This window comes from Xanthomonas hortorum pv. cynarae, assembly GCF_002939985.1.
In the GTDB taxonomy this organism is placed as follows: Bacteria; Pseudomonadota; Gammaproteobacteria; order Xanthomonadales; family Xanthomonadaceae; genus Xanthomonas; species Xanthomonas hortorum_D.
Genome location: NZ_MDFM01000018.1, coordinates 1 through 12,952 on the forward strand (window position 1 = coordinate 1; position 12,952 = coordinate 12,952).

13 protein-coding genes and 1 tRNA gene are annotated in these 12,952 nt (G+C 64.3%); 5 read left to right on the plus strand and 9 right to left on the minus strand.

The window, feature by feature from the left end; all coding sequences use genetic code 11:
- Positions 1–189: 189 nt before the first annotated feature.
- The 7 genes from XcyCFBP4188_RS13265 to rocF all read right to left on the minus strand — a co-directional run bounded on the left by XcyCFBP4188_RS13265 (position 190) and on the right by rocF (position 7,418).
- Positions 190–1,842, minus strand: coding sequence for a M28 family metallopeptidase (locus tag XcyCFBP4188_RS13265; RefSeq protein WP_006448809.1), 1,653 nt, complete (start codon positions 1,840–1,842; stop codon positions 190–192).
- Positions 1,843–3,102: 1,260 nt separating this feature from the next.
- Positions 3,103–4,047, minus strand: a complete 945-nt coding sequence (locus XcyCFBP4188_RS13280) for an MBL fold metallo-hydrolase (RefSeq protein WP_006451344.1) — start codon at positions 4,045–4,047, stop codon at positions 3,103–3,105.
- Between the two features lie 58 nt (positions 4,048–4,105).
- Entirely contained in the window at positions 4,106–5,395 is a 1,290-nt protein-coding gene (locus tag XcyCFBP4188_RS13285) for a tryptophan--tRNA ligase (RefSeq protein WP_043909456.1), read from the minus strand.
- Positions 5,396–5,568: 173 nt separating this feature from the next.
- Positions 5,569–5,778: a CsbD family protein gene (locus XcyCFBP4188_RS13290; RefSeq protein WP_006451342.1), complete on the minus strand. Its 210-nt coding sequence runs from the start codon at positions 5,776–5,778 to the stop codon at positions 5,569–5,571.
- A 241-nt stretch (positions 5,779–6,019) separates the two neighbouring features.
- On the minus strand, positions 6,020–6,154 hold the full coding sequence (locus XcyCFBP4188_RS13295; protein WP_006451341.1) for an entericidin A/B family lipoprotein: 135 nt from the start codon (positions 6,152–6,154) through the stop codon (positions 6,020–6,022).
- 78 nt (positions 6,155–6,232) lie between these two features.
- Positions 6,233–6,385: an entericidin A/B family lipoprotein gene (locus XcyCFBP4188_RS13300; protein ID WP_104592289.1), complete on the minus strand. Its 153-nt coding sequence runs from the start codon at positions 6,383–6,385 to the stop codon at positions 6,233–6,235.
- A 109-nt stretch (positions 6,386–6,494) separates the two neighbouring features.
- Positions 6,495–7,418, minus strand: coding sequence for an arginase (gene rocF / locus XcyCFBP4188_RS13305; RefSeq protein WP_046931980.1), 924 nt, complete (start codon positions 7,416–7,418; stop codon positions 6,495–6,497).
- Between the two features lie 461 nt (positions 7,419–7,879).
- Here rocF and XcyCFBP4188_RS13310 point away from each other — a divergent pair, with 461 nt between their 5' ends.
- From XcyCFBP4188_RS13310 to tmk, 5 genes are all read left to right on the plus strand, one after another.
- On the plus strand, positions 7,880–8,332 hold the full coding sequence (locus tag XcyCFBP4188_RS13310) for a roadblock/LC7 domain-containing protein (RefSeq protein ID WP_006452080.1): 453 nt from the start codon (positions 7,880–7,882) through the stop codon (positions 8,330–8,332).
- 63 nt (positions 8,333–8,395) lie between these two features.
- Positions 8,396–8,755, plus strand: coding sequence for a roadblock/LC7 domain-containing protein (locus XcyCFBP4188_RS13315; protein ID WP_006452081.1), 360 nt, complete (start codon positions 8,396–8,398; stop codon positions 8,753–8,755).
- Positions 8,756–8,846: 91 nt separating this feature from the next.
- The gene (locus XcyCFBP4188_RS13320; RefSeq protein ID WP_043910206.1) at positions 8,847–9,764 is read left to right on the plus strand and encodes a hypothetical protein; all 918 of its coding nucleotides are present in this window, start codon (positions 8,847–8,849) and stop codon (positions 9,762–9,764) included.
- Positions 9,761–10,303, plus strand: a complete 543-nt coding sequence (locus tag XcyCFBP4188_RS13325; RefSeq protein WP_006452083.1) for a GTP-binding protein — start codon at positions 9,761–9,763, stop codon at positions 10,301–10,303. Before XcyCFBP4188_RS13320 ends, XcyCFBP4188_RS13325 begins: the two co-directional genes overlap by 4 nt.
- A 590-nt stretch (positions 10,304–10,893) precedes the next feature.
- On the plus strand, positions 10,894–11,577 hold the full coding sequence (tmk, locus tag XcyCFBP4188_RS13330; protein ID WP_104592290.1) for a dTMP kinase: 684 nt from the start codon (positions 10,894–10,896) through the stop codon (positions 11,575–11,577).
- A 320-nt stretch (positions 11,578–11,897) separates the two neighbouring features.
- On the opposite strand, the gene XcyCFBP4188_RS13335 is transcribed toward tmk, so the two are convergent.
- Positions 11,898–11,973, minus strand: a tRNA-Thr gene (locus tag XcyCFBP4188_RS13335).
- 33 nt (positions 11,974–12,006) lie between these two features.
- Positions 12,007–12,936 carry an SPOR domain-containing protein gene (locus XcyCFBP4188_RS13340; protein ID WP_104592291.1) on the minus strand — a complete coding sequence of 310 codons (930 nt, stop codon included), beginning with the start codon at positions 12,934–12,936 and terminating at the stop codon, positions 12,007–12,009.
- Between the last annotated feature and the right edge of the window lie 16 nt (positions 12,937–12,952).

Here is a 12,952-nt window from a genome sequence, read left to right on the forward strand (position 1 = left end):
CGTCGGAGATATCGGTTGGATATGGCTTACGAGGCTTCATCCGTATACGTTATCGTGACAAGGGCAAAGTTCATAACACGCTCTAGAGCAGGTCCATCGGCAACCATTAATACCTGAGCGTTGACCACAGCGCCGGGCAGTCGAATGTCACCCGTTGGTCGAGGGCGCGATGCCCTCACCATTGCGCGCTTACTTGCGCGCTGCATCGCTCTTGTCACGGATCGCCTTGAACTCCGAGCCGTCCTGCCAGCTCGGCCACTGCCGGCCATTGGCCAGCGCCACGCCCACGTCGTAGACCAGCGTGGTGTCGGCCGCGTGGCCGCTGGCATCCCACTGCGGGGTCCAGCGATCGCAGGGCTGGTGATAGCACTCGGCAAAGTATTTATCGCGCAGCGCCTTGCCGGCCGCCACACCGCCTTCGAGCATGTCCAGACCGGGGCCTGCAGTAATCGCCGGCACACCCATGCGTGCGAACGCGAAATGATCGGCGCGGTAGAAGAAACCCGCTTCCAGATTCGGATCCGGCGAATAGCTGCGTCCACGCGCCTTGGCGGCCTGTTCCAACTCGCCTTCCAGCGAGACGCGTCCACGTCCCCACGAGGCGATATCGCGGGTGAGGCCATCCGGGCTGAACATCTCCATGTTGAGCACGGCCACGGTCTTGTCCAACGGCGCCAGCGGATGCGCGGCGTAATAGTTGGCGCCAAGCAGGCCCTTTTCTTCCGCTGTCAACGCGATGAAATACAGCGTGCGCTGCGGCTGGGGGCCGGCCGCGAACACGCGTGCCAGTTCCAGCACGCTGGCCACGCCGGTGGCGTTGTCCACTGCGCCACGACGCACGGTGTCGCCGCCGGCATCGGCCTTGCCCACACCGAAGGCATCCCAGTGCGCGGAGAAGATCACCGTCTCGTCCGGATGCTGGCTGCCGGTGAGCTTGGCCACCACGTTATGGGTGACCACGCGCTCGCGCTTGAGCTTGAAGTCCACCGACAGCTTGGCATCGCCCAACACGATCGGCGCGAAATCGCGCTGCTGCGCACGCTGCTTGGCCTGCGCAAAATCCAGCCCGACGCGCTGGAACAGCGACACCGCCAACGCCTGCTGCATCCAGCCGCGCACCGGCACATGCTGCGCCTTCGCATCGGCATCGCTGCGTTCGATATCGAACAACGGCGACAGGCCCGAACTCTGCACCGTCGCCCAGCCATACGCGGCCGGCGCGGTCTCGTGCACGATCAACACACCGGCAGCGCCGCGGCGCGCAGCTTCTTCGTACTTGTAGGTCCAGCGGCCGTAGTAGGTGACCGCCTTGCCATCGAATGCGCCAGGCTGCAGTGCTTCGAAGTCGGCATCGTTGATCAGCACCACCGCGATCTTGCCGTGCAGGTCCACGCCCTTGTAGTCGTCCCACTGCCGCTCCGGGGCGCTGATGCCGTAGCCGACGAACACCAGCGGTGCATTTTTCAAGGCCACCGCATCCAGCGGACGCAGACTTTGCAAGGTCACATCGGTGCCATTGACCAGGGTCTGGGTCTTGCCGCCGACACGCAAGCTGGCGCGCACCGGGCCATCCACCTGCGCGCGTACCAACGGTACTGCCTGGGTCCAACCGCCCTGCTCGCCGCCCGGCTGCAGGCCTGCCGTCTTGAACTGCTCGACCAGGTAATCCACGGTGCGCTGCTCACCGGCACTGGCCGGCGCGCGCCCTTCGAATTCATCCGATGCCAGCAGGCGCACATGCCGCGACAGCGCCTCGGCATCGATGCCGCCGCCGGGCAGATCGTTGGCGGCCTGCGCCACGCCTCCCACAAACAGGCAGGCGGACAACAACAGGATGCGCATCGGATTCACGGGGTGGCCTTGCAACAGATAGATGACACACAGTTTACAAGCGTGCGGCCGACACCGGAGCGCTAGGACACGAGAATGCATTCGATCGCATGGACTGCATGCCTTGCTAAAGCGCGGGAGGCGTTTTTTCATTGAAGCCAGCGCGCAGGCAGCGTTATCGAGAATGTCTCATTGCGCCAGACGCCGATGAAACAGATCACGCGCAACATTTTTTCCTACGGTGTGGATGCGTCGTGGGCAGAGCGGCTGAGCTGCGGCTTGGCTGCAGGGCCCTTGCCCGCCCACCATCGCAGGACACGCCGCAAGTACATCCATGTAGGCTCTTACGCGGCATCCATGCCGCGTAAGGTCCCGCGACGGTGGGCAGGCAAGGACCAGTCGAGATGGTCGGTATGCATGGCTATTCGAAATCCCGCTTATCGTGGGAGTGATTGGACACTGCGGATAGAGCAGTTGCAGAGCGATTGATCTGCCGCTTTGCTGCAGGGCCCTTGCCCGCCCACCATCGCAGGACACGCCGCAAGTACGTCCATGTAGGCTCTTACGCGGCATCCATGCCGCGTAAGGTCCCGCGACGGTGGGCAGGCAAGGACCAGTCGAGATGGTCGGTGTGCATGGCTGTTCGAAATCCCGCTTATCGTGGAAGTGATTGGACACTGCGGATAGAGCAGTTGCAGAGCCATTGATCTGCCGCTTTGCTGCAGGGCCCTTGCCCGCCTACCATCGCGGGACACGCCGCAAGTACGTCCGTGTAGGCTCTTACGCGGCATCCATGCCGCGTAAGGTCCCGCGACGGTGGGCGGGCAAGGACCCGTCGAGATGGTCGGTGCGCATGGTTGCAAGCAACGCATGACGTGTGTTTTCGGATAACGCCGCGGCGATCAGCTTCGCAACGCAATACGCAACGCGATCACAGGCAGGCTTTCACCCAATCACCGACCAACTTTATGGTGCGGTGTCCTCACCGATTGCGGGACCGTGTGGCGGCATGGATGCCGCCACCGAGCCTACATGGACGTACTTGCGGCGTGTCCCGCGAGCGGTGAGGGCATCGCGCCCTCGACCAGCCAAGTTTCGGTGCATGGTTGCGAGCAGTGCGCGTTGCGCTGCGGTCTGATTGGCTCTTTTCGATGCGAGCAACGTCACTGCCGTCCCCGACATCACTTCACTTGTCAACCAAGGCGAGTGCGGCCAACACGTTGCAGCCACCGATACAGCGTTCAAGCGATTTTGTCAGCCGCTTCAAGCGCGCTAACTCGTCCGCGTTGTGCGATCCATCCAGCACGCCAGGCCCTGCGCGTTGAGTTCGATATCGGTGGCCAGCAGCTGCGCCACGCTCGCATCGTCCAGGCGGCAACCGTGCAGGCGGGCGCGCTCCAGATACAGCTCACTCAACGCCGCCACCATGCAGCGATGGCGGTCCGCACGCTGTGCGCAGCTCACTGCAATGGCGGTCATCGCATGGATCTGCTCGATCAACGCCTGCGCCAACGGCTCCGGCGATGTGACGCGCCCGTAATGGGTCAGATACATCGCGGCCGGCGCGGTCTCCATCAGCCGCGCGATCGAGTGCAGCATCGCTTCCGGCTCGAACTGCACCGGTGAAGAGGTTGGCAGGATGAAGGCGCCTTGTGCGCTATCGAGCTGGCGATACGACAAGCCGAAGGTGTCGCCAGTGAACCAGCTGCGGCTGCGTGCATCCCACACGCACAGATGATGCCGCGCGTGCCCGGGCGTCTCGATCGTGCGCAGCGCGCGCTCGCCCAGCATCACGGTCTGCCCATCGGCTGCTTCCACCACCCGCTCGGCGGGCACCGGCACGATGGCGCCATAACTGCGCGCCATCTCCGCCTCGCCGTACACCGCGGTGGCACCGGCAATCAGCCGGGTGGGATCGATCATGTGCGGCGCGCCGCGCGGATGCACCAGCACGCGCGCATTGGGCAGGTGCTGCAGCAAGGCACCCGCGCCACCGGCGTGATCCAGATGCACATGGGTCAGGATCAACCACTCCACCTGCGCAGGCGTCAGCCCGGCCGAGTGCAACGCAGCCAGCATGTGCGGCACCGACAGCGAGGTACCGCAATCGACAAAGGCGCCACGTTGCGCCTCGACGATCAGGTACGCCGCATCGAACTGCACACCGCCAAAGCCGGTATCGATGGTCTGGATGCTGGAATCGGCTGTCGCTGTCATTCCTACCCCACGCCTACCCGAGAAACCACAGTGTAGGCGCAGGGCTCCATGCGTGTTGTTAGGCCTCGCGCAACACACGCATTGCGGCAAGGATCACGTCTGTATTCACCTGCGCATGCACGCCCGGCAATTGCAGATCACTGGCCTGCTCGGCCTGTTTCAAGCGTGCAATCAACTGGCCCGCATCGCGCGGCGAGGCGAAGCCATCGCTCTGCAGCAGCAACGCACCGGCGCCATCGTTCAACTTGAAGTAGAACTGCCCGTCGCTCTCGCGATATTGCTTGAACACCGGCGGGGCGACTTTTTCGTCTGCGTCCACGGACGTCGTCGCGGCCTGACTGGAGAGATCGCGCAGACCCACCGCAGCGCGCAGTTCGGCCAGAAACGGCGTGGCGTAGCGCGCGCGCAGACGTGCGCCACCGGCGCGCAGAATCGCCTCGATCTTCGCCGGCTCGGCCATCAGCGCCTCATAGCGCGTGCGCAGCGGCGTAATTTCCTGGTCGATCCGCTCGAACAGCTGCTGCTTGGCATCGCCCCAGCCGATGCCATCGGCAAAGGCCTGCGCAAATGCAGCCGTTTCCTGCGGCGTGGCGAAGGCCTGATACAACTGGAACAGGGCAGAACCCTGCGTGTCCTTGGCTTCGCCGGGCGCGCGCGAATCGGTGAGGATGGAGAACACCAGCTTGCGCAGTTCCTCGCGTGGGGCGAACAGCGGAATCGTATTGCCGTAGCTCTTGCTCATCTTGCGGCCGTCCAGGCCTGGCAACGTGGACACCTGCTCGTCGATCACCGCCTCGGGCAAGGTGAAAAAGTCGCGGCCATACACATGATTGAAGCGCTGGGCGAAATCGCGCGCCATCTCGATATGCTGGATCTGGTCGCGTCCCACCGGCACCTTGTGCGCGTTGAAGATCAGGATGTCCGCCGCCATCAGCACCGGGTACATGAACAAGCCGGCGCTCACGCCCGCGTCCTCGTCCTCGCCCTCGGCGCGGTTCTTGTCCACCGCCGCCTTGTAGGCATGCGCGCGGTTGAGGATGCCCTTGCCGGCCACGCAGGTGAGCAGCCATAGCAACTCGGTGGTCTCCGGCACATCGGACTGGCGATAGAACCACACCGTTTCCGGGTCCAGGCCGCAGGCCAGCCAGCTGGCGGCGATCTCCAGCGTGGAGCGCTGCGTCCGCGCCGGGTCCTGCGCCTTGATCAAGCTGTGCAGGTCGGCCAGGAAATAGAAGCTCTCCGCATCGGCGCCGGCGCTGGCCTGGATCGCCGGGCGGATCGCACCGACATAATTGCCCAGGTGCGGGGTGCCGGAGGTGGTGATGCCGGTAAGGACGCGAGTGGTCATCTGCATGAAGGCCAGGAAGTCAGCGCACAAGTTTAGCGGTTCCGTGCACCGGGCATGGACGCGCCGGTTTTGCATGCGTTATTCCTGGCCGCAGACGCAAAACGGGCCGCATCAGGCGGCCCGTCGTGTGCAGCTGTCGCTCACTTCATCGCATGAGCGCCCTTGCGGATGGCTCAGGTGTCGTCGCGCAGCGACTTTTCGAAGGCGCGCACTTCAGTCTGGGCGCGATCGCGATCCCAGCCGTAGCGCTCCTGAAGCTTGCCCTGCAGATACTCGGCGTTGCCTTCGGCGATCTTGAAATCGTCGTCGGTCAGGTCGCCCCACTTGGCCTGCGCCTTGCCTTTGAGTTGGGTCCACTTACCGGAAATGATGTCAGTGTTCATGCGTTGACTCCGCTTGATGCGGCCGCGATTGACCGTGGCGTCAGGTTGCCGATGGACGCGTTCGCTGCAGATCAAAAGCTGTCAAACCCAGACTCACCGCACTGAACGGTCGCTTACGCTTGCGGTGCACGCGGCGCATGTCGATACACGCAGAACTGGCGCGTCGAACGCAGCAGTTCCCGCAAACATAGGCGAAAAAAAACGGGCCGTGCGGCCCGTTTTTTAAGCATGCAGCGCTAGATCACTTGCGCGCAGCGTCTTCCACTTTCTCGCCAGCGCCCTGCACGTCCTTGCCAGCACCTGCGACGGTGTTGCAACCCGCCAGCATACCGACCGAAAACACCGACAGCACCAGCAGCATAATTGCACGCTTCATAACAAACTCCTTCGTGGGTAAACGGCGACGTGCCGCAGATCAATCAATTCGAACAACAAGATCAAACAAAACCTGGAATCAGCACTTGCCGTCGCTGCAATTATCGGTCTTCTTTTCGACCTTCTCACCTGCGCCCTGCATGTCCTTGCCGGCGCCGGCCATGGTGTTGCAGCCAGTCATCACGCCAGCCGAAAACAGGCCTAGCACCATCAGTGTCAGCAGTCGCTTCATCGGTCTTCCTCAGTTCTGCATTCGGTGCCAACGCACCGCGCTTGGCGCCAAATCTGACTGCGTGGCCGTGGATTTGATGTGAACGTGGCGCGCCGCGTTCAGCAATCGATCAATCTCGCATCAGCGTGGACTTGCCGAACAGGCTCTCCACCAGATCCACCGCCAGCTCGGCGGTCGCGTTGCGGTTGTCCAGCACCGGATTGAGTTCGACGATGTCCAGCGACCCCATACGCCCGGTGTCGGCAATCATCTCCATCACCAGCTGCGCCTCGCGGTAGTTGGGACCACCGGGCACGGTGGTGCCAACGCCCGGCGCGATGCTGGGGTCGAGGAAGTCCACATCGAAGCTCACGTGTAAATGGGTGTCCGCGCTCATGCCCTGCAAGGCGGTCTCCATGGTGCGCTTCATGCCGGCCTCGTCGATGTAGCGCATGTCGTAGACATCGATGCGGTGCTGCTTGATCAGGCGTTTCTCCTCCGGGTCCACCGAGCGGATGCCGATCTGCCGCACCTGCTCGGGCAGCAGGGCCGGCGCGCTGCCGCCCAGATGGGTCAGCGCCTGCGGGCCCAGCCCGCACAGGCAGGCCACCGGCATGCCGTGCACGTTGCCCGATGGCGTCACCTCGCTGGTATTGAAATCCGAATGCGCATCCAGCCACAGCACCCGTAGCGGGCGCCCCTGTTCGCGGCAGTACTTGGCCACCGCCGTGATCGAACCGATGCCCAGGCAGTGGTCGCCGCCGAGCATGATCGGCATGCGCCCGGCGCATAGTTCAGCGTAGCTGGCGTCCATCAGCGCCTGGTTCCAGGCCACTACTTCGTCCAGATGCCGGTAGCCGGCCTGCGGGGCCAGCCAGGGATTGCGCGGGCCATCCAGATTGCCCAGGTCGCGCACCTCCACCCCGCGGCCGATCAAGGCCTCCTGCAAGCCGGCGATGCGCAGCGCCTCAGGCCCCATCCGCGCGCCACGGTGGCCGGCGCCGATGTCGGTGGGAACGCCAATCAGGGAAACCGGCAGGTACTGCGTCGCCATGCATTGCTCCAGCATCGAGAAAGCGCTGAAGTCTAGTCGCCGGCTTGCGCACTGACGCGCGGCAGCGCAGCACAGCGCCCGGCCTGCGTCACCAATCACGCAATCGCATCTGCCACTGCAGCAATCCGAACAGCGGCCGATACACCGTAGCGGGCAAGCGTCGGGCAGATGCGGATGGCATGCGCAAAGGCTGCGGTGTCAGCGTGATCCAGCTCGGCCGGAGCATTACCGACCACCAGCCGCGTTCGCTTGTCAGCTGCGTCGAGAGGTTGATTGCTGCTTCACGTGACGTGGTTGGGCACTTTGTGGCGCATCTGTGCTTTGCGGAATGCGCCTGCCTGCCCGCACAGTTAGACCATGGCTGGAGATGCCGATGTCACTGTCTGCCCGCCAGCGCGGGTCATCAGTGCCATCGACAGGTTTTTTCATCGCGCAGCGCGTTTTGTACAGGGGAGAAGTTCATGCCGCATAACGCCGTCAACCAGGTCGTCAAGGCTGCCGTGGGCGAGGTCGCGCGGGCGTCGCATCAGTACGATCTGCAGCGCATCGGCCGCGAGTTCGCGCAGACCATCGAGCGTGAGCCGGGCATCCGTTTGCTGATGCTGTCCACCGCCGACGGGCGCGCCATTACCGAGCAATCCAGTCTGGATGTGGACGGTCGCCGTCTGGCGGCGATGGCCAATTCGTTTCTGACCCTGGGCGAGACCCTGGCGCGCGAATCCAGTCTGAGCGAGGCCGATTACGCCACCGTCAGCACCCGTGGCGGCCAGCTGGTGCTGATCCGCATTCGCGCCGACAAACCGCTGACACTCACGGCAATTGGCGGCCCACAGCTCAATGCCGCCGCACTGTTGTTCAACGCACGCGACTGCGCCGGCCGTCTGGCCAAGGCCATGGCGCAACCGGCGACCTGAGGCTTGGCATTGTTCGTGCTTGCCTTTCGCGCACCCATTACTCACCGCTTGTAAGGACGTCCCGTGGCACAACTCAATCTGGAACACCTGCATTCAATCGCCGGCTTCGTCGGTGCCGCGCTGGTCGATAGCGACAGCGGCATGGCACTGGGCATGACCGGCGGCACCGATCTCAACCTGGAACTGGCCGCCGCCGGCAATACCGAAGTGGTGCGCGCCAAGCGTCGCATCGCCGAGCAGCTCGGTCTAAACGACACCATCGAAGACATCCTGATCACCCTGGCCCGCCAGTACCACCTGCTGCGTCCGCTGGAGAGCAACGGCACGCTGTTCTTGTACGTCGTGCTGGACCGCGCGAAGGCCAATCTGGCCATGGCCCGTCACGAGCTCAAGGCGTTCGAAAAGACCCTCGACTTCGGTTGATGCCAACCTGGCGGCGCATGCGTCGCCTGTCCGGCCTGCCGGTCTGCACCGGCAGGCGTCGCACTCCAACGCGCCGATGCGGCGCCATGTCATGACCATACCCATTCACGCCCTGCGGGTCGCTACGGCCGGCCTGGACCTGCTGCACACCACGCGCCTGAAACTGGCGTGCTCGCTGCTGCTGGCCGAGCGTGTCGACGTGCAATTGGGGCAATGGCCGCAACACGCGGCCGACGTGGTGGTACTGGGTCTGGAAAGCGCCGACGGCCTGGCCGCATGGCAGGCGCTGCAAGGCCAGCCGATGCGCGTGCTGGTGGTGTCGCGGACACCGGTCGCCGGCGCATGGATCAAGCACGGCGCCACCGTGCGCGAACTCAACGAACACCTGCGCCTGCTGCTGTCCTCGCCGCATAACGTGCAGATCGCCGAACCGGCACTGCTGATCCGCCATTGCCGCGGTGAATTCGGCAACGCTGCAGTGCTGCTACGCCACGCGCAGCTGCACGTCCGTGTAGATCCGGCCAATGCCTGCGTGCAACTTGCGCCCGGCCTGGCGTTGTCCGACCTGGTGGCGGCACTGGATCGCCCCGGTTGGCAGATCGCACCTGACACAACCGATGCCGCGCTGACGCAGCGCATCTCGTTCGAAGCGCTGTATTTCGCCCTGCCCGACCACTTGCGTCCCGCGCTGCCGGCGGTGGAGCCCAGCCATGCGCTGCAGCTGCGGCAATGGCCGGAACTGAGCGCCGAAACCAGCTCGCCCGCACAGTTGCTCGCCATCGCGCATCTGCATGCGCGCCCGTGGCGCGCGCAGGCGCTGGCCAATGCTTGCAAGCTGCCGCTGCAAACGGTGGAATGCCTGTTCGCCGCTGCACTTGCCAGTGGCCTTGCCCAGACTGCGGAGATTGCCGTGCCTGCAACGCAGACTCGTCCGGACAGCAGCAACTCCCGGTTCTTCTCCTGGGTCGCACGTCGGTTCGGCCTCTCTCTCTTTCAGGCGCAGTCATGAGTCTTCCGGCCAACAAACTGGTGTTCGTTGGCGGCATGGGCGCCGGCAAGACCACGGCAGTGCGCGCCATTTCCGACGTGGAGCCGGTCAGCACCGAGATGCCGCTCAGCCAGGATGCCTACGGCGACAAGACCTACACCACGGTCGCACTGGACTACAGCTCGATCGAGCTGGAAGACGGCGAGTTGCTGCACGTGTACGGCGTGCCGGGCCAGAAATACCTGGATTTCATGTGGCCACTGGTTTGCGACGGCGCACTGGGTGTGATCGTGCTGACCAGCGCGCGCGATCCGCAGATGCGTGAGAGCACGCTGGACTTGCTGCGCGAGTTTTCGCAGATCGCACCCGAGGCCAGCCTGGCAGTCGGCATCACCATGACCGACGAAATGGAGGATTTTCTGCTGCCGCCCTTCCGCGATGCACTGGTGGCCGAAGGCTTCCGCATCCCGGTCATGCGCGTGGATGCGCGCTCGGCCACCCAGATCACCTTCCTGGTGAAATCGCTGCTGTCCTATCGCTACACCTCGGCGCACAGCTGATCGGCAGCGCCTGGCGCGCGTACCTGCGTGATCGACACGCAAGGCAAAACAAGGAATCCGGTCACGACGGTGCCTGAAAGGGCGTCACGCGGGGGATGCCGCCTCTAGGGTGGCGGCGACGCGTCCATCTTCCTTGATGCCAGACACGCGACGCGAACGTCATACATTTGAGCGCTTTGCCTGACTTGTTCAGTATGGCGCGCGATCAAAAGCCAGGACATCGGGACGTTCCCGACATCGCGCAGGACATACCCGTGATATCGCGTCGGCAATAGCGGTGGCGATGGGCAGCCAAGCCGTCGCGGCACCATGCGGCTTACGCGCGTAGTTGGGTGCCTGGCTGCCAAGTGGCGCAACCATCTGTGGTGACCGCACACCGCGTAGCCAGTAGCTAGCGACTGTCTTGCTGCTGCTGTTGCACGGCAACTCGTCGAACAGGCAGACATCAAGCAATCTCGACGCGCGCTTCGGCGCACGGCAGCGTCACTGCCCGCGGCGGCAACCTGACCCGCCAGAATCGACAACTGCAGCGCGCCGCAAAGACGCTGCCGCAGTACTGACCTATCGCCACGATCGGATAAAGTAGCGCGATGACAATCGAACTGAAGCCCGGCGGCTTGTTGATCGTGATCGAAGGCATCGACGGCGCCGGCAAGACCACCCTCGCCCGCAGCCTGGCCACCACCCTGGAAGCGGCCGGCGCCCACGTCGTATTGAGCAAGGAGCCGACCAACGGCCCCTGGGGCACCAAGTTGCGTCAGTCCGCCGCCACCGGCCGCCTGAGCGCGGACGAAGAAGCCGAGCTGCTGATCCGCGACCGCCACGAACATGTGGACACCCTCATCGCGCCCGCATTGGCGCGTGGCGAGATCGTGATCCTGGACCGCTACTTTCCGTCGATGGTTGCCTACCAGGGCGCCGCCGGCCTGCCGCTGGACGCGCTGCTGGAACGCAACGCCTTCGCACCGCGCCCGGACGTGCTGCTGCTGCTCGACCTGCCACCGCCCACCGGTTTGGCCCGCATCCGCGCCCGCGGCGACGCCCCCAATCACTTCGAAACCCAGGACAACCTGGAACGCTGCCGCGCCATCTTCAATACCCTGCAATTGCCAGGCAAACACGTGGTGGATGCCAGCGCAGATGCAGACAGCGTGCTACGCCAAGCCCACGCTATCGTCGTTGCCGCACTGGCCGAACGGCTGAGCGACGACGCCGCGCACACCGACGCAGAAAGGGCCGTCCTTGGACTGCTATCGGCCGGTCGCCCGGCCTGATTTGCTCCGCGCGCTGATGCGCAGGCAACAACAAACTGCGCAATACGATTTGCGCGCAACGCGCAACTTATCTAAAGCCCCTCTCCCTGCGGGACAGGGGTTAGGGTGAGGGTACGGCCAACCACAATTCCCGATGAAACCGCTCCTTCACAAAGCGCTTCGCCTCATAAAGGAATCAATATTCCGATAGAGGATGTCGCGTTGGCCCGCACACCCACCGTGCGTGGCAATCGGCTGCAGTGGTAATTGCAGGCGCAGAAAACGCACCCAAACGACGGCACGGCCAGAACAGGTGTGTGCACAAACTTGTGGATCGAAGATGGTGCCGGCACCCGGATTCGAACTGGGGACCTACCGCTTACAAGGCGGTTGCTCTACCAACTGAGCTATGCCGGCAAAGGCCAAGCGCATTGCGCGCCGGTGCGCATTCTAGCGCAGCGCGGAGCAATCTAGCGATCGTTGACGCGTTGCACCCGCGGCGCCCTGCAACGCAGTGGGTGCCGAGGCACTACGCACATCGATCCACCAGCGCGATTGCCCGGTGCCGCTGGGCATCAGCTGCGCGGGAAACCCCGCACTCACCAGGCTCGCCTGACGCCGCTCGGCGCGCTCGCGGCTCTGGTATTGGCCCAGCGCGACGGAGTTGTCCTCGCCTTGCGCAATCACGTAATAGTCGCCGATGCCAGCCGCAGCGATGCGCTTGACCAACGCCTGCGCCGCGGCGCGATCGCCCACGCTGGGCAGCATCACCCGGAACGTACTGACCCCGGCATCCTTGTCTTCGCGCACGCTGCTGCGCGTGGCTTGACCACGAATGCGTGCCAGCGCTGCATCGGCGTCGGCGCGTGCCGGATAGGGGCCCAGGCTGGCGCAGCGCTCTGGTGCGGGCGCGGGTGCGGGAGTCGGCACCGTTGGCGATGTCTTTGGTGCAGCCGCCAAAGCAATCTCGGCCGGTTTCGGAGCGACCTTGATTGTGGCCGGAATCTCGGACGGTACTGGCGATGTTTCAGCCCCTGCGGTGGTAGCCGCAGCTGTCGAAGCGGCCGCCGCCGCTTGTTCCGTTGATGTCTGAGCTGGTGATGTCTGAGCCGGTACTGCTGCCGGTACTGCTGCCGGTGCCGGTGCCGGTGCCGGTGCAACCGATGTTGCTGCCGGCGCAGCGTCTGGAGCTGCTGTTGCTGCCTCTCCCGATATCGCAGCCGCCGCGCCTGTTGCGATGTTCGGCAACACCTCCAACCGTGCCACACCTGCCGGCTGCGCCGGAGCGGCCAACGCGGCCGGTGCCGGCTGCAGGGCCCACCACAACGCCACGCCGGCATTGAGGACGATCAAGACAACGATGAGCGCGCGTACATACATGCAGTGGATTCTACGA

What these genes read in the sequence shown, in the direction of transcription:
- XcyCFBP4188_RS13265 (WP_006448809.1), bottom strand. Translation starts at nt 1,842, where the DNA reads ATGCGCATCCTGTTGTTGTCCGCCTGCCTGTTTGTGGGAGGCGTGGCG.
- XcyCFBP4188_RS13280 (WP_006451344.1), bottom strand. Translation starts at nt 4,047, where the DNA reads ATGACAGCGACAGCCGATTCCAGCATCCAGACCATCGATACCGGCTTT.
- XcyCFBP4188_RS13285 (WP_043909456.1), bottom strand. Translation starts at nt 5,395, where the DNA reads ATGACCACTCGCGTCCTTACCGGCATCACCACCTCCGGCACCCCGCAC.
- XcyCFBP4188_RS13290 (WP_006451342.1), bottom strand. Translation starts at nt 5,778, where the DNA reads ATGAACACTGACATCATTTCCGGTAAGTGGACCCAACTCAAAGGCAAG.
- XcyCFBP4188_RS13295 (WP_006451341.1), bottom strand. Translation starts at nt 6,154, where the DNA reads ATGAAGCGTGCAATTATGCTGCTGGTGCTGTCGGTGTTTTCGGTCGGT.
- XcyCFBP4188_RS13300 (WP_104592289.1), bottom strand. Translation starts at nt 6,385, where the DNA reads ATGAAGCGACTGCTGACACTGATGGTGCTAGGCCTGTTTTCGGCTGGC.
- rocF (WP_046931980.1), bottom strand. Translation starts at nt 7,418, where the DNA reads ATGGCGACGCAGTACCTGCCGGTTTCCCTGATTGGCGTTCCCACCGAC.
- XcyCFBP4188_RS13310 (WP_006452080.1), top strand. Translation starts at nt 7,880, where the DNA reads ATGCCGCATAACGCCGTCAACCAGGTCGTCAAGGCTGCCGTGGGCGAG.
- XcyCFBP4188_RS13320 (WP_043910206.1), top strand. Translation starts at nt 8,847, where the DNA reads ATGACCATACCCATTCACGCCCTGCGGGTCGCTACGGCCGGCCTGGAC.
- XcyCFBP4188_RS13325 (WP_006452083.1), top strand. Translation starts at nt 9,761, where the DNA reads ATGAGTCTTCCGGCCAACAAACTGGTGTTCGTTGGCGGCATGGGCGCC.
- tmk (WP_104592290.1), top strand. Translation starts at nt 10,894, where the DNA reads ATGACAATCGAACTGAAGCCCGGCGGCTTGTTGATCGTGATCGAAGGC.
- XcyCFBP4188_RS13340 (WP_104592291.1), bottom strand. Translation starts at nt 12,936, where the DNA reads ATGTATGTACGCGCGCTCATCGTTGTCTTGATCGTCCTCAATGCCGGC.